Source organism: Bacillus jepli (genome assembly GCF_047238305.1).
Lineage (GTDB): Bacteria > Bacillota > Bacilli > Bacillales > Bacillaceae_L > Ferdinandcohnia.
Genome location: NZ_JBDFMO010000001.1, coordinates 2,177,023 through 2,199,205 on the forward strand (window position 1 = coordinate 2,177,023; position 22,183 = coordinate 2,199,205).

The 22,183-nt window shown below is 37.9% G+C and carries 29 protein-coding genes; 27 read left to right on the forward strand and 2 right to left on the reverse strand.

Annotated elements, in window-relative coordinates:
- Positions 1-194: 194 nt before the first annotated feature.
- On the reverse strand, positions 195-374 hold the full coding sequence (locus tag ABC371_RS11025; RefSeq protein WP_412896853.1) for a hypothetical protein: 180 nt from the start codon (positions 372-374) through the stop codon (positions 195-197).
- Positions 375-486: 112 nt separating this feature from the next.
- On the opposite strand from ABC371_RS11025, the gene ABC371_RS11030 reads away from it, so the two are divergent.
- The 27 genes from ABC371_RS11030 (at position 487) to ABC371_RS11160 (ending at position 21,192) form a co-directional block, all read left to right on the forward strand.
- Positions 487-1,182 (forward strand): HIRAN domain-containing protein, encoded by a 696-nt coding sequence (locus ABC371_RS11030; RefSeq protein ID WP_412896854.1) that lies wholly within the window; start codon positions 487-489, stop codon positions 1,180-1,182.
- A 50-nt stretch (positions 1,183-1,232) separates the two neighbouring features.
- Positions 1,233-1,544 (forward strand): hypothetical protein, encoded by a 312-nt coding sequence (locus ABC371_RS11035; RefSeq protein ID WP_412896855.1) that lies wholly within the window; start codon positions 1,233-1,235, stop codon positions 1,542-1,544.
- A complete protein-coding gene (locus ABC371_RS11040; RefSeq protein ID WP_412896856.1) occupies positions 1,541-1,867 on the forward strand; it encodes an HNH endonuclease in 327 nt (108 codons plus the stop codon). Before ABC371_RS11035 ends, ABC371_RS11040 begins: the two co-directional genes overlap by 4 nt.
- Positions 1,868-1,976: 109 nt before the next feature.
- Positions 1,977-2,303 carry a P27 family phage terminase small subunit gene (locus ABC371_RS11045; RefSeq protein WP_412896857.1) on the forward strand — a complete coding sequence of 109 codons (327 nt, stop codon included), beginning with the start codon at positions 1,977-1,979 and terminating at the stop codon, positions 2,301-2,303.
- Complete coding sequence (locus ABC371_RS11050) at positions 2,300-3,982, forward strand: terminase TerL endonuclease subunit (protein ID WP_412896858.1); 1,683 nt, start codon at positions 2,300-2,302, stop codon at positions 3,980-3,982. The genes ABC371_RS11045 and ABC371_RS11050 overlap by 4 nt, the downstream gene beginning before the upstream one ends.
- Before the next feature lie 20 nt (positions 3,983-4,002).
- Complete coding sequence (locus ABC371_RS11055) at positions 4,003-5,130, forward strand: phage portal protein (RefSeq protein WP_412896859.1); 1,128 nt, start codon at positions 4,003-4,005, stop codon at positions 5,128-5,130.
- Entirely contained in the window at positions 5,131-5,850 is a 720-nt protein-coding gene (locus ABC371_RS11060; protein ID WP_412896860.1) for a head maturation protease, ClpP-related, read from the forward strand.
- Positions 5,851-5,866: 16 nt separating this feature from the next.
- Positions 5,867-7,009, forward strand: a complete 1,143-nt coding sequence (locus ABC371_RS11065; protein WP_412896861.1) for a phage major capsid protein — start codon at positions 5,867-5,869, stop codon at positions 7,007-7,009.
- Between the two features lie 25 nt (positions 7,010-7,034).
- Positions 7,035-7,358 (forward strand): hypothetical protein, encoded by a 324-nt coding sequence (locus tag ABC371_RS11070; protein ID WP_412896862.1) that lies wholly within the window; start codon positions 7,035-7,037, stop codon positions 7,356-7,358.
- A 5-nt stretch (positions 7,359-7,363) separates the two neighbouring features.
- Positions 7,364-7,681 (forward strand): hypothetical protein, encoded by a 318-nt coding sequence (locus ABC371_RS11075; protein ID WP_412896863.1) that lies wholly within the window; start codon positions 7,364-7,366, stop codon positions 7,679-7,681.
- Positions 7,668-8,012: a phage head closure protein gene (locus tag ABC371_RS11080; protein ID WP_412896864.1), complete on the forward strand. Its 345-nt coding sequence runs from the start codon at positions 7,668-7,670 to the stop codon at positions 8,010-8,012. The genes ABC371_RS11075 and ABC371_RS11080 overlap by 14 nt, the downstream gene beginning before the upstream one ends.
- Before the next feature lie 7 nt (positions 8,013-8,019).
- Positions 8,020-8,448 (forward strand): HK97-gp10 family putative phage morphogenesis protein, encoded by a 429-nt coding sequence (locus ABC371_RS11085; RefSeq protein ID WP_412899328.1) that lies wholly within the window; start codon positions 8,020-8,022, stop codon positions 8,446-8,448.
- Entirely contained in the window at positions 8,445-8,789 is a 345-nt protein-coding gene (locus tag ABC371_RS11090; protein WP_412896865.1) for a hypothetical protein, read from the forward strand. The genes ABC371_RS11085 and ABC371_RS11090 overlap by 4 nt, the downstream gene beginning before the upstream one ends.
- Positions 8,790-8,806: 17 nt before the next feature.
- Positions 8,807-9,154: a hypothetical protein gene (locus tag ABC371_RS11095; RefSeq protein WP_412896866.1), complete on the forward strand. Its 348-nt coding sequence runs from the start codon at positions 8,807-8,809 to the stop codon at positions 9,152-9,154.
- Positions 9,151-9,723 carry a major tail protein gene (locus ABC371_RS11100; RefSeq protein ID WP_412896867.1) on the forward strand — a complete coding sequence of 191 codons (573 nt, stop codon included), beginning with the start codon at positions 9,151-9,153 and terminating at the stop codon, positions 9,721-9,723. Before ABC371_RS11095 ends, ABC371_RS11100 begins: the two co-directional genes overlap by 4 nt.
- A 54-nt stretch (positions 9,724-9,777) precedes the next feature.
- Entirely contained in the window at positions 9,778-10,089 is a 312-nt protein-coding gene (gpG, locus tag ABC371_RS11105; protein ID WP_412896868.1) for a phage tail assembly chaperone G, read from the forward strand.
- Positions 10,090-10,121: 32 nt separating this feature from the next.
- Positions 10,122-10,250 carry a hypothetical protein gene (locus ABC371_RS11110; protein ID WP_412896869.1) on the forward strand — a complete coding sequence of 43 codons (129 nt, stop codon included), beginning with the start codon at positions 10,122-10,124 and terminating at the stop codon, positions 10,248-10,250.
- Between the two features lie 35 nt (positions 10,251-10,285).
- Positions 10,286-13,471, forward strand: a complete 3,186-nt coding sequence (locus tag ABC371_RS11115; RefSeq protein ID WP_412896870.1) for a phage tail tape measure protein — start codon at positions 10,286-10,288, stop codon at positions 13,469-13,471.
- The gene (locus ABC371_RS11120; protein WP_412896871.1) at positions 13,464-14,324 is read left to right on the forward strand and encodes a phage distal tail protein; all 861 of its coding nucleotides are present in this window, start codon (positions 13,464-13,466) and stop codon (positions 14,322-14,324) included. The genes ABC371_RS11115 and ABC371_RS11120 overlap by 8 nt, the downstream gene beginning before the upstream one ends.
- Before the next feature lie 2 nt (positions 14,325-14,326).
- Positions 14,327-15,541, forward strand: coding sequence for a siphovirus ReqiPepy6 Gp37-like family protein (locus ABC371_RS11125; protein ID WP_412896872.1), 1,215 nt, complete (start codon positions 14,327-14,329; stop codon positions 15,539-15,541).
- Between the two features lie 8 nt (positions 15,542-15,549).
- Positions 15,550-16,356, forward strand: a complete 807-nt coding sequence (locus ABC371_RS11130; protein ID WP_412896873.1) for a hypothetical protein — start codon at positions 15,550-15,552, stop codon at positions 16,354-16,356.
- Between the two features lie 17 nt (positions 16,357-16,373).
- Entirely contained in the window at positions 16,374-16,649 is a 276-nt protein-coding gene (locus ABC371_RS11135) for a hypothetical protein (RefSeq protein WP_412896874.1), read from the forward strand.
- Position 16,650: 1 nt separating this feature from the next.
- A complete protein-coding gene (locus ABC371_RS11140; protein ID WP_412896875.1) occupies positions 16,651-16,788 on the forward strand; it encodes an XkdX family protein in 138 nt (45 codons plus the stop codon).
- Positions 16,789-16,820: 32 nt separating this feature from the next.
- The gene (locus ABC371_RS11145) at positions 16,821-19,304 is read left to right on the forward strand and encodes a hypothetical protein (protein ID WP_412896876.1); all 2,484 of its coding nucleotides are present in this window, start codon (positions 16,821-16,823) and stop codon (positions 19,302-19,304) included.
- 1 nt (position 19,305) lies between these two features.
- Complete coding sequence (locus ABC371_RS11150) at positions 19,306-19,524, forward strand: hypothetical protein (RefSeq protein ID WP_412896877.1); 219 nt, start codon at positions 19,306-19,308, stop codon at positions 19,522-19,524.
- Between the two features lie 173 nt (positions 19,525-19,697).
- Positions 19,698-20,207: a phage holin family protein gene (locus ABC371_RS11155; RefSeq protein WP_412896878.1), complete on the forward strand. Its 510-nt coding sequence runs from the start codon at positions 19,698-19,700 to the stop codon at positions 20,205-20,207.
- Between the two features lie 49 nt (positions 20,208-20,256).
- Entirely contained in the window at positions 20,257-21,192 is a 936-nt protein-coding gene (locus ABC371_RS11160) for a peptidoglycan recognition protein family protein (RefSeq protein ID WP_412896879.1), read from the forward strand.
- Between the two features lie 435 nt (positions 21,193-21,627).
- Here ABC371_RS11160 and ABC371_RS11165 read toward each other — a convergent pair whose 3' ends face one another.
- On the reverse strand, positions 21,628-22,173 hold the full coding sequence (locus ABC371_RS11165) for a PilZ domain-containing protein (RefSeq protein WP_412896880.1): 546 nt from the start codon (positions 22,171-22,173) through the stop codon (positions 21,628-21,630).
- Positions 22,174-22,183: the final 10 nt, after the last annotated feature.

The following is a 22,183-nucleotide window of genomic DNA, read 5'->3' on the forward strand; positions in this document are numbered from 1 at the left end:
GCAATCCAACAAAAGTTTAATAAGAGTAGCAATTTTGATTAATAGATCTAAGAAGTCCATTGAATATTCCTCCTGATTTTATTGGTATTTATTGTGGCCATAGTATATAAAAATATTCAGTCCAATGAGAGGAGTCGTGAGGAGGAAGTAAGAGGCATCAGTCTGGTATCCGATTTTACCTCTTACTAAATTGCTTATCGTTTATGTTTTGTTTTGTCGACTTGTTTCCAAACATTACCCGGCTTTGATGTTGGAGGAAGTGGCTTTCCTTCAACACCTGTAATTTCAGTCTTGCTTGGATTTCCACCTCTTGGACCAGTTTGAATAAACTGACCTGAGTCTTTTGGTCTTTCACCTGGTTTGTAAGTGCTCATACTTTCCACCTCCTTTTTTTACAATATTCGCCAAATTCAAGGAAAACCCTTTTAATAAAAAGGAAAATATCTCCCTTTGTCGAAATAAGAAGATGAAAAGGGGGAAATAGATTTGTCTTATAAAATTGCTGGAGTAACAAAAACAAATGATAAAGAACAAGATATTCAGAACCTACTTAAACGATTGGCTAACGGATACAAGAAAAATGATTATATAGTTTCTTGGGATGGAATGACAAAACGTGAGATGTTGGAATATGGAGAGGAACAATCAGAATTTCAATATCAAACCATTTCAGATGTTATTAGATTAGAACCCGAACCAAGTAACCCTTATGATCCAAATGCAATTAAAGTCTTTATGAAAGACGTTAATGGCGGTGAACATCATGTGGGATATATTAAACGCGATGAAACCAACGACATTACGGAACAAATGAAACGAAGTGATTTCAAATTCATCGCTGCATCATTTACTGGTGGTAAATACAGGTCAGTTGACTATGATGATGTTGCTGATGAGGATGTCATCAAAGAAGAAGAGTTGACTCGAGGTTTAGAATTGACATTAGTGTTTGAAAAACCTATGTCTCAACAAACTAAACCAATAACGAGAGATAAGCCTAAGGAATTGACCAAGGAAGAAAAGAAAAAACAACGTCTTGAAAAGCAGATTGAGCGATCGGCTAAAATGACGAAGGTAGGTAAGTCAATGCAAAAACCAGGCGGAGCTATCGCAGGTTGTGGATGTCTATTGACTTTGCTAATTACTATCCCAATTATCATTATAATATTTTGGTTGTTTTAAGCATCTCATTAGGAGGTGCTTTTTATTATGCCTGAAAGGAGTGAGCAGTAATGGCTAAACCTATTCAAGCCAGTTGTAATGAAGGTTGTAATAAACCATTTACAGTAACGAAATTCAAAACTAAAAAAGTAAAGAATGGAATAGAGAAAACATTCTTTAGGTGTCCGCATTGTAAACATGAGTATGTTGCCTATTATTCGAGTAAAGAGACTTTGAAACTCCAAAAAGAAATGAGAAAGTTACATGTTTCTATGAGAGGTATGGACGAACAAACTTTATCATCATTAACCCTTAAAGAATCTGAACTTAAAGCCAGGATAAAACAAAGCATGGATGAAGCAAGAAGGATTGTTGAAGGATGAAGCAGTACAAAACTGAGGCAGAAAAGAAAGCATTCTATAACTCTACTTCTTGGCGCAAGTTAAGGAAGCAAGCTTTGAGACGGGACAACTATGAATGCCAGGAATGTAAACGACAGGGGTTGGTTCATGTTGATTCTGAGAAGGAAGAAGGCAAGCGCAAATCTATCGAGCTCAACGTGCATCACATCATGGAGATAGAAGACTATCCTGAGCTTGCATTGGTACTCAGTAACTTAGAAACGCTTTGTTTGCATCATCACAACGTCATTCACGATAAGGTTTTTACACCGAAAGAGATTAAATGGGACGACGAGAGGTGGTAGGACACCCCCCGTCAAATATTTTGTCGAATTATAAAAATTTCCTACACCGGTTGTGGCCTTAACTGTCAGGTTTTTTTGAAAAAATACATACATAAGGGGGGTGGGAACGTTGGCAGTAGCTATAAACAACCTAAAAAAACAGCTAATGGCATGGATTGATACTGACGATTTACTGGAAGTTGAGAAAGTAGAAAGGTATATCGACTTGGTAAAATCCTTCAGAAAAATAAGCAAGATAATTAACAAAGAGGGGGAGTCGGTAACTACAATCAATGGTTCGCAGGAATTCACCAAGGCTCACCCCCTTATCAGTGAACGTAATAAAATAAATGCTCAATTAATCGCTCTTGGTAAAGATTTGGACCTAGTCAATAAGTCGAAATATGTTATTGGCAATTCAGTCGAAAGTGAGTACAGCTCTAGTGATCTAATATGATTCGTCAAAAATATGTGGATGAGTATATCCGTCTTTATGAGACTGGAAAAGTAAAGTTTAACAAAGAGCGAGTCTTATTAATTGAGTACTTAAAAAAATATGTATTAAGCAGAGACGATTTGTATTTTGATGATGAAATGATTGAAAACTGTATTCGCTTCGGTGAGAAGTGGTACTTCCCTTTACAACCATTTCAGAAATTCTTAATAGCATTCGTCTTTTTATTTTTCAAAAAAAACGATCGTGTCTTTTATCGAAAGTACTTGTGGATGCTAGGACGTGGTGGAGGTAAAAACGGATTAATATCTGTTATTACCCATTTTCTAATTAGTGAGCTTCATGGTATTCCAGACTACAACATATCAGTTGTGGCCAATAGTGAAGAGCAGGCAAAGACTTCACCAGATGAAGTCCATAAGACAATTAAAAGACACCAAACTTTACTTAAAGCTTTTAAAACAACCCTTACACAGACCATTTCAAAAATTACAGGAAGTATTCTCAAATTCCGGACATCCAACGGAGAAACAAAGGACGGTCTACGTGATGGTGCTGTAGTATTCGATGAGTGCCATCAGTACGAGAGTAATAAAGATGTTCGAGTCCATATTTCCGGTTTAGGTAAGAAACCGAATCCTCGGGAATTCTACATTGGTACAGATGGATATGTTCGTGATGGCTTCCTGGACAAGATGAAAGAAAAAGCATTAAAGGTGTTGAAAGGAGAAGCCAGGGTTAATTCCTTGTTCCCTTTTATCTGTAAGCTTGATGATGAAAAGCAGATAGATGCCCCTGATAACTGGGAACTCGCAAACCCTATGTTAAGCGAACCACGCGGAGGGTATGCTCAAGGTTTGTTCGAAACCATCATGGAAGAATACGAGGACTTAGAGGACGATCCATCCAACCGCGAAGAATTCATGACTAAGCGAATGAATTTACCTGTCACAGACCTTGAACGTTCTGTAGCGAAGTGGGAAGAGATTGCAGCTACAAAGGATAAACCTATCCCAGATTTACTTGGTAGAGAATGTATAGGTGCTATCGACTTTGCTAGTGTAAGAGACTTTGCAGCTTGTGGTCTTTTATTCAGGGATAATGAAGATTACATTTTTAAAACTCATTCATTCGCAAGAAAAGAATTTGTGGATATTTACTATGGTTATTCCAGAAAAGCAACCGAAATCACCAAACAAAAATTCGCACCTATCAAAGAATGGGAAGAGTGGAAAGAAGGATCACTGTTAACAGTTGTGGACGAACCTACAATAAACCCAGAACATATCGTAAATTGGTTTGTGAAAATGCGAGAGTATTACAACATAAAAAAAATCGTAGGTGACAATTTCCGTATGGAAGCACTTAGGAAACCACTTGAAGAAGCAGGGTTTGAGGTCGAAGTTATTAGAAACCCGGAAGCAATTCATAGTTTACTTGCTCCAAGGATTGAAGCAGCATTTGCAAACCATCATATCATTTTTGGGGATAACCCACTAATGCGGTGGTATACGCAGAATGTCCTTGTCGTTATTAAAAAAGATGGTAACAAGGTGTACAGGAAGAAAGAACCTGTGAGAAGAAAAACAGACGGTTTTCAATGTTTTGTTCACGCTATGTACAGAGCCGATGAGATACAGGTCGGTGATGTGGATTTCTTCTTAGATGATATCGATTTTTAGAAAAGGGGGTGAGAAAATATATGGGGTTTCTGAACGCTGTCTTTAAGCGCAACAGTGAATTACAATCCTTGTTTGATTTTGAATTAATTGAGGATACATCTAAAAAAATCTTCATGAAAAAATTAGCAATTCAAATCTGTGTGGACATGATTGCCAGAACAATAAGCCAATCGGAATTTCGCATCAAAAAGGGTAAGGAAATTATTAAGGATGAATTATATTATCGTTTAAATGTAAGACCAAACCTTAATATGACTGCTTCAACATTTTGGCAGAAATTCATACACAAACTAATTACAGAAAATGAAGTGCTGGTTATCAAGTCAGATAGTGACGATTTATTAATCGCTGATTCGTTTTCGCGTGTTGAATATGCTGTATACGAAGATAGCTTTAAGGATGTTACGGTGAAAAATCACACATTCAACCGCACTTATAGAATGGGTGAAGTCCTCTATCTGGAATACACAAATGAAAAACTTTCAACCCTACTAGATGGCTTGTATACGGATTACGGAGAATTGTTTGGCAGAATCATTGCGTTTCAGAAACGGAAAGGTCAGATCCGTGGGACTGTTGATTTAGAAGCATCCTTAGAAAAGAATCAAGAAGCGCAAGAGAAATTACAAAAATATATTTCAAAAATTTATAAAGCTTTTAGTGAAAAAGACATTGCGGTCGTTCCTCAACAAAGAGGATTTAAACTTGAAGAGTCCAAGATTCAACACCCACAATATTCCGTTGATGAAGTAAACAAGGTGACAGATGGCTTTTTATATCAAGTTGCAAACGCATTAGGAATTCCAATTGCTTTGCTTAAAGGCGAAATGGCAGATGTTGAAAAACAAACAAGAAACTATATGACATTTTGTATAGACCCTATTATCAAAAAAATCAAGGATGAGGGAGATGCAAAATTCATTGATAAAACCGATTATCTATCAGGCAAACGTATGGATATTAAACGTATTTCTTATAGCAACATTTTTGATGTAGCTACAGCTGTAGACAAGCTGAGAGCAAGTGGAGTTTTCAATGGCAATGAGCTGCGTGAGAGGTTAGGGGAAGAAAGGGTGGATGACCCAATGCTTGATAAGTATGTTATGACCAAGAACTATAGTGAAGTGCTTGAAGGGGGTGAGAAATAAGTGAAGCATAAAATCAAAGGGGACATTATTAGTTGGAATTCGAGTATTTGGGATTTTAATTACAAGATGAAATCAGTTAAAGAAGATGAGGACATCGAACTTGAAATTAACTCTTATGGCGGCGATGTATTTATGGGAATTGATATCATGAATACTTTACGCGGTCATAAAGGAAATGTAACAATCACCATCACGGGTATTGCTGCTAGTGCTGCCTCTATAATCTGTATGGGCGCTGACAAAATTAAAGCATACTCTAATACTCAATTAATGCTCCATAATGCCTGGACCTATGCTGTCGGTAATGCTAAAAAATTGCGAAAGGTTGCGGATGATTTAGATAGTATTGGTGAATCTGTATTAGCATCCTACACGCACAGAATTGACGCTGACGAGGCAAAAAAGCTTCTTGATGAGGAATCGTATCTATCGGCATCAAAAGCGCTGGAGAAAGGATTAATTGATGAAATTGTAGATGCTGAACCTGAAGAGGTTGAGTCAGAGATATTCCAAAACAAGGCGAAAGAATTTAACAATAAAATTGTTGCTGCTAAACCAGAGCTTAACCAAAATGGATCTTTACTTACAGAAGACATGGTCAATTCAATGATCAATGCCGTGGAAGAAAAGTTAAGAAATGAATTAAAACCAAAAGAGCCTACTCCTAAACCTGTTGAATCTAAACAGAATTTGAGTAAGCTCTTTTTAAATTTAAAATAATCGGAGGTAAATAATTATGCCAATTACATTTAACAATTTTGAAGAAAAGAAAATAGCATTTGCAAAAGCTACGCAGGAAGGCACTCCTGAAGAACAGTCAAAAGCCTTAAATACCATGTTAGAAGCTCTTGCTCAAGACGTACAAAGTGATATTATGAATCAGGTTAATACCTCGGTTCTTGACCGTTCAATTATGCAAGGACGTGGAGTTAATGTACTAACATCCGAGGAAATGACGTTCTTCAATGCAGTTGTAGAAGATGGTGGTTTTAAGGATACAGAAACACTACCTAAAACAACACAAGAACGAATTTTTGAAGACCTTAAAAAGGAACACCCACTTTTACAGCATCTAGGATTACAAAACCTTGGAGCAGTCACAGAATTCATCTACGGTGATCCGGAGGGCGCAGCAGTATGGGGTCCATTATTCGGTGATATCCAAGGGCAACTAAATGCAACATTCCGTAAAGAATCTATTAGCCACCTTAAATTAACAGCGTTTATTCCACTAGCTAATGACATGCTAAAGCTTGGACCTGTTTGGATTGAACGTTATGTTCGTACAATGATTACTGAAGCTATGGCGGTAGGATTGGAGCGCGGATTTATCGCTGGAACTGGTAAAAATCAACCTATAGGACTATTAAAGGATCCTAAAGGTAATGTTGTTGATGGTGTATATCCAGATAAGGCATCAGCTGGAACACTAACATTCGAACCGGGGCGTACAACTATCAATGAAATGAAGGGTGTCGTTAAACTACTCGCTAAAAAGGCGAAGCAGGATGGAACAGATGCAGATGAACCTAAGAAAATTGCTGGAAAAGTAGTTATGGTTACAAACCCATTTGACACTTTCGATATCCAAGCAAATGCAACAATTCAAAATGCAGCAGGGGTTTATGTAACAAGCTTGCCATTTAACCCTATTCCAACAGAGTCAATTTTCGTACCACAAGGTAAAGTGTTGTTCTTTGTTAAGGGGGAGTATATTGCTGCAATGGGTGGAACTGAGCCTATCAAGAAATTTGAACAGACTATGGCGCTAGAAGACGCAACGCTTTATATTGCTAAACAATACGCTAATGGTAAGCCAAAGGATAAATATACTTCTCAAGTATATGACCTACAATTAGAACCTGCACCAGAAGTTTAATTAACATTAAAGGAGGAGAATCATAATGCCATTTAAAGTTATTAATAGATTTAAAGATACACATGACAATGACACTGAGTACGAGGTTGGAGAAGAGTACCCAAAAGGTGATTACCAACCATCTGAGGAACGTTTAAAAGCACTTCAAGAAGTGCATCCGAAATATAAACGTATCTTTATTGAAGCTGTTGGAACCGATGAAGATAAAGTCAAAGCTGAGGAACAAGAGAAAGAAGCAATCAAAGCTGAATTGGAATCACTTGGCGTCTCTTTACACCCTAATACAGGGCTTGAAAAGTTGAGGGAAAAGCTTGCAGAGGCTAAGGCAGAAAAAGAAAACAAGGAGTGATGTGAATGAGCATCACTGATACAATCACAGATACTATTTTGGAAGAATTTAAGGAAAGGATGCACTTAGAGGATCATGAAGATGACAATCTAAGACGCATCCTTTCTGCGTCTGTGAAAGCATTAAAAAAACCTTGCGGTAATCGGGAAATTGAAACTGATGAAGAATTTAAGGAGTTAGTTTTTGAGCGTTCTCGGTATGTTTACAACGATGCTTTAGAATGGTTCGATAAAAACTTTTTAAGTCGAATAAATAGTCTGGGTATCGAAAAAGCCTTAGAAGAAATTACGCTTGAAGAGAGTGATCCTGATGCAAGCATTTAAATATAAACCTAGGAAAAACTCAGGGTTATTGAAGCATAGAATCACATTTTTAAAACCCCCAGATGTAGTAGTCGGAGGTTGGCCGACACAAGGTCCGTGGGAAAGCTATGCCACTGTATGGGCAGGAATAGAAACTCAAAAAGGAAAACGACTTTTTGAATCTGCAGCTGTACAAATGCAGGATTTAAAAAAGATTAGCATTCGTTATCGGGATGATTTAGAAGATACCATGCGTATACGTCATAAAGGCAAAGACTATGATATCTATTCCATGACCAATGATGACGAGAACAATCAATGGTTCACCATCCTGGTTCGGGAGGTGCTTTGATTTGGAAATGGAAATAACGGGATTAGAAGTAGTTTTGCAAAATCTAAGAAATTTGAACATCGATGAAGCCATTGAAAATAAAGCAGTGAATAAAGCAGGAAAGATTACGCAGGATGCTATTAAAAGTGAGGCGAATTTTGGTAAACGTTCTAGAAGTCAAGGTCATTCTGGGGAACATTCGAGGGGTATTTTTAGGGAAAATATCAAACTAAGAAGACCCAAATATGGCGAGGTCATTGTCCACAGTGGCAGAGCGTACCACGCCCATTTAATTGAATTCGGGCGTAGTGGAGGCACTTTAATAACCAAGGGTGGTAAGCGAGTTACCTGGGGTTCAACTGGTGCAAATCCCGTATTCGGAAGGGGATTTGAGAAAAGTAAGGACGATGCACAACAGGCAATGGTTGATGAACTAATAAAGGGGCTAGGCTTATGAGGGATATGATAGATTTTGTAACTGTCACATTATCAAGCATAGGAGCTCCTGTTTCTTTTCAAGCGTTGCCAACAGGCATGACACCGCCTAGTGAATACATCACTTTCCTAGAATATAATACAAGTCCTGATTTAGAGGCAGGAGATGAAGAATTGAGCACCGGGCGGATGATTCAAGTCAATGTGTGGTCAAAGGGTAACTATCATCAATTAGTACAAAAGGTTCGTGAAACTTTAGAAAATGCAGGGTTTGAGCGCACATTTGAATATGATGCGCCTTATGAAGATGGAGATTCGCATTTTAATAAAGTTCTAAGGTTTAAGTTTATTGATGAATATTAATTTTAGGAGTGAGAGCCATGGCAGACATGAAGTCGTGCGAAGGTAAGGTAACAACATTGGAATGTATGGTATGTGGTTATAGAGAGGTATTTTCAGAACGTCAATTTAGGCATACGGACGGTTTAAGGTGCAATGAATGTGATAGTCCAGTTCAAACATCTATAACTAGACCTGGTGAAAAAATTAATAACAGGCGCATGAAAAAACAGGGCAACACAAAAAGTATCGGCACATTCACTGTAGACATTAATTGTTCAGAAGCACTTACAGGATTGAAAGCAATACAACGTGAAGCTAAGAAAACAATTAAGGCATTAAAAAAAGTAGAGGAATTAACTTTAAAAATTAAGGAGGCACAAGAATGACACCAGTACAAGAAAAAGTACAAAAAATGAGTCTTAAGAAACTGCATTATGCGGTTATGACTGATGAAACGACAGAAACACACGGTGAGGTAAAAACACTTACTATGCCGATTGAATTAACACTTACCCCCAATTTTAGCGAAGGAAATTTCGATGCGGGCGATCGTGTAGTAGCTAATGAAGTGCAATTGGATACTATCACAATTGCTGGACAAGTCGCAGACCTACCAACAGAAGTACAAGCTGATTGGTACGGGCATCAGGTATCCGATGAAAAAGGATTAATCATGAATGCTAATGACACTCCTAATTATCTTGCGCTCGGATTCGAAAGTGGTTCTAAGATGGTGTGGTTGTACAAAGCAAAGTTAAAACCGACGGAAGAATCTAATACTACAAAAAGAAAAGGGGAAACATCATTCAAGCAACAAGGATTTTCAGGTGAAGCAATTCCTCTTGAAGATGGTACCTTGAAATATACAATTCGTACAGATGATACAGGTGTGACAGAAAAGGCTGATACATTCTTTGCATCGGTTAAAAAACCTACTGTAACACCAACACCTTGATTTTAGGAGAGGACTTGTTCCTCTCTTTTTATTTAATGAGGGAGATGAAAGGTTATGCAAATCACTATAAAAATTGATGGCAAGGACAAAACATTTACAAATGATTTTGTTCCAGGTCGCGTGTTCAGAAACGCTTTACTTATTAACAAAAAAATGAAAGGAAATGAAGAAGTATCTGCTGAGTTATTTGATGAGCTTATTGAATTCTGCGTCAATGCATTTGGCAAACAATTCACAGTTGATGAATTCTGGGACGGTATTGATGCGAGAAAACTCGACAGTGAAGTAATGAGAATATACAACGAAATTCTCAGTTTCGGTGGATTGACAGTTGAAAGTAACGAGGGAAACGAACCGGGGAAGTAGGTGACTTTGATGGGTATGAGTGGATTAAAAACTTGTATCGAGAGTTATTAGCCGAAGGTTACAAGCTTCCCGAAATTGACGAAATGGATATTAAATTTTGGATTGAATTAAACACCATAGAAACGGAATATGTCACAGCAGATGAATTAAACTGGCTGTGATTTTTTTATGTCTTTGACTGAAAGACGGTGAGAATATGACAGCAAACATTGGATCCTTAGCAGTGTCTTTATCGTTGGACGCTTCAAATTTTAATGGTTCTATGGCACAAGTAGATCGCAACCTCAGGTCTATGGGTTCCGAGTTAAAAGCAATTAAAGCAAAAGGGACTGACTACGGAAAATCTCTTCAAGGCTTAAACTCGAAGCAGGATGTCTTAAAGCGATCTCTCGAAGCTTCAAATATCAAGCTGACTGAGACTAGAAAAAAGTATGATGAAATGAAAGGGAGCGGTTCAGCTAATGAGGTTCAGCTCGAACGTCAAGCCAAGAAGGTAAATGATGCACAAGCTGCATACAATCGACTCGAGGCAGAACTTAATGAAGTTGAGGCTGAGATAAGGAAACAATCATCATCCTGGTATCAACTTTCTGAAAAATTAACTCCAATTGGTGCAAAGCTAAAAACTGTCGGCGATGGGATGAAGAGTTTTGGTAAGGATCTAACAATGAGAGTCACTGCGCCGATCGTTGCAATGGGTGGTGCAGCATTCAAGACAGCAGTAGATTTTGAATCTGCTTTCGCAGGAGTTAGAAAAACGGTAGACGCTTCGGAATCAGAGTTTGCGAAACTCGAAAAAGGTATACGTGATATGTCAAAGCAATTACCAACAGCTGCTACTGACATTGCAGCTGTTGCTGAAAGCGCCGGACAGTTAGGAATAAAGAATGAAGCGATTTTAGGCTTTACCAGGACGATCATTGACCTTGGTGAAGCAACGAACCTAACAAGGGAGCAAGCAGCAACCGAATTTGCGAGATTCGCGAATATCGTGGGAATGTCACAAGCTGATTTTGACAAGCTTGGTAGTTCGGTTGTTTCACTCGGAAATAACATGGCCACAACAGAATCAGAAATTGTGTCGCTAGGTATGAGGATAGCCGCTGCAGGAAATCAAGCAGGACTAACAGAATCCGAAATTATGGCTATATCTGCTGCAGCTAGTTCGCTTGGTGTGGAAGCAGAAGCCGGAGGAACAGCACTTTCTATGGCTTTTACCAAAATAACAAATGCGGTTGATAATGGCGGTAAAACGTTAGATGCATTTGCAAAAGCATCAGGAATGAGTGCTAAGGACTTTTCAAAGGCTTGGAAAGAAGAACCGACAATTGCGTTCACCGCTTTATTAAAGGGACTAAACGAGTCATCAAAAGCAGGCGAAAATATGTCGGGGATTTTGGATAGCTTAGGGATAAAGGGAATCCGAGAAGTAGATGTCATTAAGAGGATGTCTGGTGCACATGAATTGGTTGCAAAGTCTATTAATATCGCAAATGAAGCTTGGGACGAAAACACAGCTTTATCAAATGAAGCAGAACAACGGTATAAGACTACAGCTTCACAAATCAAAATGTTGTTGAATGAAATCAAAGATTTAGGTATCACCATAGGTAGAGAACTAATCCCAATTGTTAAAGACGGGATTGACATTGTGAAACCGTGGATAAAATCATTTGCTGAAATGGACAAGAGTACGCAAAAAACAATATTAGCAATTGGCGGTGTAGTTGCTGCTATTGGACCGTTACTTGTTGTCGGCGGCACATTAATGTCAGGTTTGGGTGGACTCATCACCACAGTGTCAGCAGTATCTGGAGCAATTGCAGCAGCCGGAGGTGCAACTGCTGTTTTAAGCGGTGCGTTAACTGTACTTACAGGTCCTATTGGAATTACGATTGGTGCTATAGCAGCGTTAACTTACGGTGGAATTAAACTCTACAAACATTTACAGAAGTCATCTATCGAGGTTGATCTATGGGGAGAGGGAGTTTCAGAAGCTACGAAAAAAGCAGTTAGTGGATATCTTGAATTAGACAAAAAAGCAACCCTTTCACTAAATCAGCTTTCCTGGGGGCAACAACGCATAACAAAGGAAATGGCTGATACCCTAATTAGAACATTTGATGAAATGAATACTCAAATTGTCGACAATATGAACAAAAAACACGAGGAACAGTTATCGTCTGTTGAGAATCTTATGAGAAATTCAATCTCAATTACCAAAAAAGAAAAGGATGAAATCCTAAAAACTGTTAAGGAATCACAAGAAAAAGAAGCCGAAATGGTTGAGTACAACAAACAAAAAATACATGAAATTTATACAACGGCAGCGGAAGAAAATCGCCAGCTTACAGAGCGCGAAGAACACGTTATCAGAACCATTCAAGAGAGAATGAAGGAAACCGCTGTTAAGGTCATGAGTGAATCACAGGTTGAACAAAAGGCAATTCTTGAAGCTATGAAAATGGAATCGGGTAAGATTACTGCTGAGCAAGCTGCAGAAACCGTGAAAAATTCTGTTGAACAAAAGAACAAAGTAGTTAAAGAGGCGGAAGAACAGTATCAAAAAACAGTAGCAGAAATTATCCGTTTGCGGGATGAAACTGGCGCGATCACGCAAGAACAAGCCGAAAAAATGATTAGAGATGCCCAAGAACAACGAGACGGCGTTGTTGAAAGTGCTACATCGATGCATAACGATGTAGTGGCACAAGCTAAGCTTCAAGCAGAGGAACATGTCAACTACGTGAACTGGGAAACAGGTGAAATTTTAACCAAGTGGCAAAAGCTTCAACGTGATGTGTCAGTGACCGCAGCTTTAATGAAAGGTACAATAAAACAAAAATTAGAGGAAATGCACGCTGATTTTAGAACAAAAACCGCTGAGATCGTAACTGACGGGGTAGGTAAATTTTTTGAATTGAAAGAAGGAATATCTATTGCAATTGAGGCAGCAAGGAAATATGTTTCTGATAAAGTAGACGAAATTAAAGGTTATTTTGCAAAATTAGTGTTGAAATTACCAGAAATAAAACTGCCGGAACTTCCTACGCTTCCCAGCTTAAAAATAACAGGTGATTTTTCTTTAAATCCACCAAAGCTTCCTAAGATTAGTTGGAATGCAAGAGGAGCTTTGTTCACTAGACCAACAGTATTTAATACTCCATTAGGATTGCAAGGATTTGGAGAAGCTGGACCAGAAGCGGCATTACCATTAACAGATAGAGTGCTCGGAACAATTGGTAAGATGATTGCGGATACAATGGCTGGGAATAACCTTAGGAATGGCGATACAAATGTAAATATCTATCCTCAAAAAGCTATTATTGATGAAACTGAAATAACGCGCACAATCCAGCGACTGGAGGTGCTGTATGGCTGATAAAATTTCTTGGATTGATCCGAATGGCACTGAACATCTTTTTGAAACTGATATGAAAGTTCTAAGTGGGATGAACGGTCGATGGATGCCGCCTATTTCATATACAGAAGACAAAGTACCCTTTCAGCCTGGAAGTAGATTAAGGAATGTTAATGTTGAACCAAGAGATGTGGATATTCCTATTTATATCAAGGCAAAGAGTGAAATGAATTTAAAGAATAAAATGCGACAAACTACAAGAATGTTAAACCCATTAAAAGGAGATGGAAAATTAAAAGTAATATCTCCTGATGGAAGTCAACGTGAGCTTTCGTGTCGTTATTTAACGGGGCTAGAAGGTAGGGAAGAGAGAGGTATTAAAGGGGTGCGGTGGCAAAAAGCAATATTGGTTTTCCGAGCATTCGATCCATTCTGGTACGATACTGCAGCAATTGTTAAGTCATTTAAAATTAATGAATCACCGGCGACTTTCTTTCCCTTCTTCCCGTTGCGTCTTACGTCCTCAAGTGTTTTTGCTGACACTTCTATAGATAACACAGGGGATGTAGAAACATGGCCTGAATGGATCATCACGGGACCGGGGGAAAATATTGTTTTACGTAATATGACTACTGGTGAAATTACCCACATTGAAACAAGTGTAGGTGATGGTGAAAGCATAACAATTAACACGAAACCATTTGAAAAGACAGTTACGAAAAATGATGGCACAAACTTATTCCATACCTTAACGGATGAATCATCGTTATGGGCATTACAAGAGGGTAAGAACAGTATCCGACTTGAAATGTCCAATGCTAATGAAGCATCTAGTATTCAATTAACCTACCGTAATCGTTATTGGGGGCCATAATCATGTATCAAATATATATAAGAGACTCCAATTACAAACGAATAGGTGAAATAACTGAGTTTACCAAACTTGAACTAATCCCACGCTTTAATGCAGTGGGTTCTTTTGTGTTGGACATACCTACCGATACAATGGCTGCCAAAGAATTAATTAAGCCGAAATATGGAATCATCGTCAAAAGAGATGGGAAAACACTATTTAGTGGTACGGTAACTGGAAGACATCGGTCATTCACTGTCAAAGGTGATACGTTAACAATAATCGGTAAAGATGATATGAAGGTGTTAGCAGAAACCTTAGCTTTACCCGATCCAAATGGAGATTTAAACTCACAAGCTTATGATGTTCGTACAGGGAAAGCAAGTACCATAATGATGGAATATGTGGATTATAATTGCGGACCAAAAGCCTTGCCTGAACGTAGAAAAATTGTTTTAGGTAATGATGTAGGTTTAGGTAACATCGTGCAAGGAAGAGCTCGTTTCCATAATTTGATTGAGTTTTTATCCTCTCTTGCATTAAAAGGTGGGGGCCTTGGCTTTAACGTTGTACAAGGTGAAAACGGACTGGAATTTGATGTTTACCAATTAGAAGACAAAACCAAGGCTGCTTTTTTTAGTCCGTTGTTGGGGAATCTTGCAAGCTTTGAATATAGCCAAAATAATCCAGAAGCAAACTTTATCGTTGTTGGTGGTGGTGGTGAAGGGAAAGAACGTATCTTACTAACGAAAAATGATAACTCCAGCATTGCCAAGTTTGGACGTATTGAAACGTTTGTGGATCGTCGAGATACAACTGAGGTAGACGAATTGCACCAATCACTGGACGAAGAATTAATCAATAAGGCAGAACAAAACGCTTTTTTATTTACACCTATTGATACTCCTCAGTTAAGTTTTGGAAGAGATTATAATCTTGGTGATAAGGTATCAGTTGTTTTGACAATGCCGAATGAAGTGGTTGACATTGAAACAATTTATTATTTTATCTCAGCTTACCAAGCTGTACCGGTTGATGTTGAGAGACTTAGAAAAGTACAAGAAAAGTTCGAAGTCATTCAAGATATTGTTCGTGAAGTAAAAATCACCATTGATAGTAATGGAGAAACAATTATCCCCGTTGTTGGTACAGAGGAGAGTAACAAATCTAATATTCTGGGCATCTTCGACAAACAAAGAAAACTAGAAAAAAGAATTAATAATCTGGAGAGAAGGTGAGTAATTTTATGACTCAAAGATATTTTCCGTTTGATTCAGGGGCAGGAGGAAACATAACGGAAGTACAATGGACGAAAATGGCTCAACACTGGCTCAAAACTGGCGTTATTAAAGACTATTTAAACGAGCTACAAGTCTATGCAGTCTCATCAGGGATGGAAATTTTCGTGAAATCGGGTGCTGCTTGGATAAAGGGTCATTATTATGAAAATGATGAGGAAATCGTACTAGCCATCGGACAAGACGATGCGGTAAATCCTAGAATTGACAGGGTTATTCTACGGTTAGATTGGATAAGTAACACGATTGGATTGGCGGTATTGCAAGGTGTGACATCTGTTAATCCTGAACCTCCTGCATTAACTCAAAATTCAGCTCGATGGGAAATTCCTTTGGCACAGGTAAGGGTTAATGCAAACATTTCATCTATTGACTTTAATGACGTTGTAGGAGAACGGGCATTTGTTAGAAACGTAAATGCATTTCAAGATAAATGGCTAGTCCCTACTTTGCTAAATAACTGGGTCCCTGCATATAACAGCGAATCTACACCCGCCTATCTGAAGGATGAAATGGGATTTGTTCACCTAAAAGGAACAATTAGAAGCGGGGGAGTAGGGGAAGGTTTACCAATATTCATTTTACCAGTTGGATATCGACCTCTAGAGAAATTACGTATAAGCGCATCGACTCATGACGGGGCAAACTATATAGCATCACGAATCGGAATAAACCCCGATGGTAGAGTTTATTTAGATGCAGGTGGCGTGGGGTCCGTTTATTTTGATACAATTACTTTCAGAGCAGAACAATAAGGTGGAGGCGGGACTAAATGAAATTAGTGTATAGAATTGATAATAGTGGCTATTGGTTGGGGGACGTTATTGTTAATGATAGTACTGTCGTACCACCTGATTGTATTAGAGATAAGCCTCCACATGGATTATTTAAACCAAGGTATGTAAATGGACAATGGACAGAGGGAGCAACAAAAGAGGAAGTTGAATTAATTATTAAAAATTCTCCAAAAGAGCCAACACCACTAGAAAGATTAGCCAAAGACCAAGCGGATCTAATGTTAACCCTGGTCATGAAAGGGGTTATTTAACATGAATTGGTTTGACATTGTAAATCGGTATTATCATGCTGGATTTTATACAAAAGAACAGGTGAAAGTGTTTGTTGTCCAAGAAAAAATAACAGTTGAACAATACGAAGAAATAACTGGGGAGCCTTACATTGCGTAGGGCTTTTTACTTTTATTCGGAGGTGAATCATTGTGGGATATAACACAAATCGATTGTTGAGAGACGCGGAAGGTTACCCAATTCCTCAAGTATATGATCCCAAAACAGACTCGTTTAAACCGGCTACAAAAACTCAAGATGTGTCTGACTCCAATGTCTTGAATGAATTAAAAAAGTTAAATGAAAGTAACGGCATAGCTTTACAAGCCTATGATAAATCTGTTGATGCATTAGGTAAATCGCAGGCAGCAGAAACTAATTCAGTAGCAGCTCTAGAAACCGCAAATGATGCGAAAACAATTGCTTCCACAGTGAAAGAAGAATTTGACCAAGTAGTTTCTGAAGCAGGAGAATCCAATCCAGAGATCGTTCAGGCTCGTGGTGGAGAGGTAAATTTAGGCGCCCGATTAAACAAAATCAATGAACAATTAAAGGAAAGTGAACAGCAAACCATCACTCTAAAACACGGATTAAACGTCATCAACAGTGACCAAGCGAGTCCGTTAAAAGTTGATTTTTATGGGAATACTTTGGTGAATTTGTTAGGTGAAGATGGCGGTTTTGAAACAGATTCAAACGGTGATGGTGTTGCAGATGGTTGGGTTTTAAGTGCAGGACAAGCAAATAACATTTCAGTTGTAACAAATAAGCAAAGACTAACATTTAATGGTACTCATTTATGGCACTCTATTAAAAAGACAGTTAAGTTAGAAAGTGGATTATATTATTTAGCTGTTGTTGATTCAACATTTTCCACAACTGGGGACGATACAAGAGGATTATCAATTATTGTTAGTAAAAAAAGTGATAACTCAACAGTTAGCTTTAACACTAAAGGGAGTTCAAAACTTAGCATATTAAAGTTCACCGTACCTTCTAGTGGAGATTATGATATTAGTTTGCAAACTTCAACTGCGTTTGCCGCAAGTGGATATGTTGATATGAATAATGCTAGATTGTACCCTATTTCCAAAAATAGCTACGACAAAATAGGCGTATCCTTAACTGATGCAGACATAGAAAAAATGTTCCCTTATGTAGATTCTGTGCAACATGTGAAGAATCCCGTGGTGACGGTTGAGGGGGCAAACTTGTTACCACCGTTTAATGAGTGGAATTTACATGGTAATGCTAAGGTAATTAGCCCTTATGAGTTAGAACTTAATTCAACTGGATTAACACAATCGAGTGATGTGTTCATTCCTGTTTTGCCTAATACAACTTACAGCTTTGCCAAAGGTAAAGTGTCAATAAATGGCGAATATGTATTATCTCCAAGAGGAAGAGATAAGCAAAGTTTAGGATATTCAGCATATCCAAACGGTGTATTTACTACACAGAACGATGTGTATTTTGTACAAATATATGTTCGTAATGGTAATGCAACTACAACGGGCAAGTTCACATTCTCTCAACCAATGTTCAACATCGGTTCAACACCAAAACCATTCGTTCCTAGAAATCCAAGTTATTTATATGCAGAAACAACCCTAGCAGGAAATGCCGATAAAAAAGATATTTTATCCTTTAATGAGTCGGTGGGACGATGGGAAAAGCGTAAGGCCTGGGAAACTGATAAAGTATTGGATGGTAGTTTGGGATGGCTATTCCACCAAGACTATGGTGATTACATTGCTGTTAAAGCATTAAGCTTATTACCCGATGCAAAATCAGTAATCACAGAAGGCGAAGGTGGTATTCTAGTTGGAAATGCAAAATTTTATAGATTAGGTGTAACAACATCAGGGGCAGACCGTTTTCAAATTACTACAAGCAAAGACCTTTATATTAACTTACTTCAAGCCGATACAGGTTGGCTTGATGGGATGACATTAACATCAGGTCTAATAAAATCTTACTTTAACGGTTGGAAATATACGGGCGATGGTACAAATCATTCATGGGAAAGTTTAGTCGATGGATCAGCACCATCAGCCAATACTCTTGCGTATGTGGGTGCAAACAAAGCACCAAACTTTACACCTTATAAATTGACTTATCAGCTTGCAAATCCGGTGATTGAGCCTGTGACAGTTGAAGGTGATTTGAGTATTCAAGGGAATGCACAAGTTGAGGTTGGTAGTGGGGTTATTGTGAGGGAGAAAGTAACTCCATCTAAACATCCTACTAGTGAGGATAGGTACATTAATATAAACGGGCATCCAAGTATCGCAAATTCTAATTTAAGCAAGAAAACATCAAAAATCATAGCAATTTATAAAAATGGAGAACAAGATGCATCTTGGGTGATTTTAAAAGATTCTTATTCGTATGGCAATGAGAGGGGATATACCAAGTCGTTCGACCCAGCAGCCGAATACACAGTCACCTACGAAGTCCTAGAGAAACAAGCTATGACAACCAATCTAAACGAAGTCAAAGCAACATACCAAAACTCGTTAAAATCGTCATTTAATCAAGTTGTGGTAAAACAGGGTGACATTGCGACAGACCAATCCATCTTAAAACGTCAAATGCTTGATGTGCTTGTGCGTCTGGAAGCAGGAGGTATGTAAAATGAACGAACTAAAAGAGTATTTGAAACGTGAATTAGGTATTACCGATGAACAGTACGAGCAACTTGTAAAAGAAAAGCAAGAACAATCACCAATGAATGATTTAAACAATATTGCGCTTGTTGAAGCGTTGCAGATGCAGAATCTAAATGATCTTAGTAATATGGTCGCAATGCTTATGATGAAAGTTGCTGAATTGGAGGGAAAGGTTAATGCTTAACTTTTATATTGCTTCAGTACAATACGGGTATATGCCATTTGAGGACGTGCCAGAACGTTTTAAAACTGATGTTGCTGAAGCGTTGGGGATTGATTACCCAACATTTTAATACAATTATTATTAAGTCCTAAAGAATAGGGCTTTTTATTTTGCCTTGAAAGGGTGGAGGAAAAGTGAATTTATTAAAAACTGTATTAGGAAATAATACTTTGTTTAGCGAAAGGTTTAGAGAAGGGTTGTTTACTCTTGGACCTATTGCAACGGTTCTAAATATCATATTTGGAATTGGTAATCTTATTTGGGTATTAATATTAGCTTTTACGATTGTTATTGATTGGATAGGTGGAACAAGGGCTGCAAAGGTTGATGGATCTTATTCTAGTGATTACGGAAAGGCGGGCATTAGTCGAACTGTTGTCATGTTGTTATTATCTGCTTTTGGTAACTTGGTGGATATTGCACTAGCTTCAACCTTAAAAATAAATGGATTTGAGTTCGGCATCTTCTTTTTCCTTATTACAGGGGGATTAATTTATCATACATTGATGAGTGCAGCTGCAAACTTCGAGAGGGCAGGTTGGGGAAGATGGGTGCCTGTAAAGGTTATCGAAAGTGTCGCTTCGGAAATTCAAGCAAAGACGCAACGATCAAACGAAAGAAAAGAAAACATTAATTCTAAGTAAGCTATCTCATACGAGGTAGCTTTTTGATATTTGAAAGGAGAGGTTATTAATGAGCATTGAAATCAAGCAAGCCATTTTAACCAAAAACGATTGTTTCAAAGCTGGACAGAAAATTACTGTTAAAGGGCTTATGCTGCACTCTACTGGAGCTAACAACCCAAAATTATGTAGATACGTTTCACCAGACGATGGTATTCTAGGAACTCCTAGTTCATCCCACTGGAATCAACCACGACCAGGCGGACGACAAGTGTGTGTACATGGCTTCATTGGCAAGGATAAGGATGGGGTAGTTCGTACTTATCAGACGTTGCCATGGAATCATCGTGGATGGCATGCTGGTGGAGCTGCTAACGATACTCATATTGGTGTAGAGATTTGTGAGGATGACCTAAAGGATCCAGTATATTTCGCTGCTGTTTATAAAGAGTCAGTAGAGTTATTCGCTATGTTGTGTAAACAGTTCAACCTTAACCCAGATAAAGATATTATCTGTCACTCAGAAGGGTACAAACTTGGCATTGCGTCTAACCATGCAGACGTTATGCACTGGTTCCCTAAACATGGTAAAAGTATGGATACATTTAGAAAGGATGTGAAGAAAAAAATGGCTACACCTACACCATCAAATGCACATGTGAGAGTAGTTGGGAACAGCGAATATGTCGGTAGAAAACTAATCGTAAAAAATGATGGGCTTTGGTTCTACAATGCACCACGTTGGGAAGTTTGCGACGGTACAAGTGATAAAGGACATACATTCACAATTGTTGAGGAATTAATCGTAGACGGTAGAAAAATGGTCAAATGTCATGACGGCAAATATCGTACTGCTGACCCTAATTTTGTAGAAATTACACCTAAGCCTTTGGATTGGCCATATAATGTCCAGATTGAAAACATCACTCATAAAGAAGCACAGGAGATAGTAAGAATGATTCAATCTCGTTATAAAGCAGCAAAGGTGTACGGTGTGTTAAAGTAAGGTAAAATGAAGTTATAAGTTGCAGAAGTCTTGGGTATAAAAGTTACTAAGGACGTGATGATATGCAACATGAAGAAAATTTTCCAAAAGGACTTTTCTGGGGAACGCTACTCAGTATACCTTTGTGGTTATCGTTTTTTGGATGGATAATGATATTTCTAATTGGTTAAGTTATTAATACTCCAATTATTTTCCCTTAGTAGTAGCCCTGTCTCTCCGGAGATGGGGCTTTTTTATTTTAGTTAAAATGTTGAGAAGTGTGACAAACTTAACTGCATTTGGTTATTCTTAGATTTATAATCAAGTTGAGGATTGCGTGGAAGTCAGAAAGGAGGATGCTGGCTTCGCGCAAAAGCACCTGTTTGAGATGGACAGATAGGTGGCTTTTTATGAAATTAAAAGCCCCCACATTAAGGTGAGGACTCGCAATATTAGTTAGCTTATCTTATTCCTTTGTTTTACTTGATAATTGTGTAATGCAATGTTTAATCTTTTGATGTCATTTACAGATAAATCAACAAACTGTACGCCATATGATATCGACTGTCCTTTAATATGATCTTCTCTTCGGATAATTTTACCTTTTAATTCGAATTCCTCATCCTGGAAATTAAAGCTTATTTTCATAATAATGTTGTATTTAACTGGGAATTCATAAGATGTTATAAATTTCAGACCACCTATACTTAAATCCTCAATTACACCATTAAATGACTTGTTTTTTAGTTTTCCTAAAGAATTATTACCAAAATCTATCAAAGTAAAGGAACCTTCAATTCCAGGTAGGGCGATTCTATAGGACTTTCTTTTATCAACTGGTTTGAATCTATTTTCTTTAACTAATTGACTTTTTAATGATTTATTATTTTTGCTTAAAGTTTCAATTAAATGACCTTGTTTTAGTAATTTACGTTCATCTCTAAGAAATAATATTAACAAAAAAATCAAAATTATAGTTTGTGATAAAACTATGTAGCTCAAAAATATCACC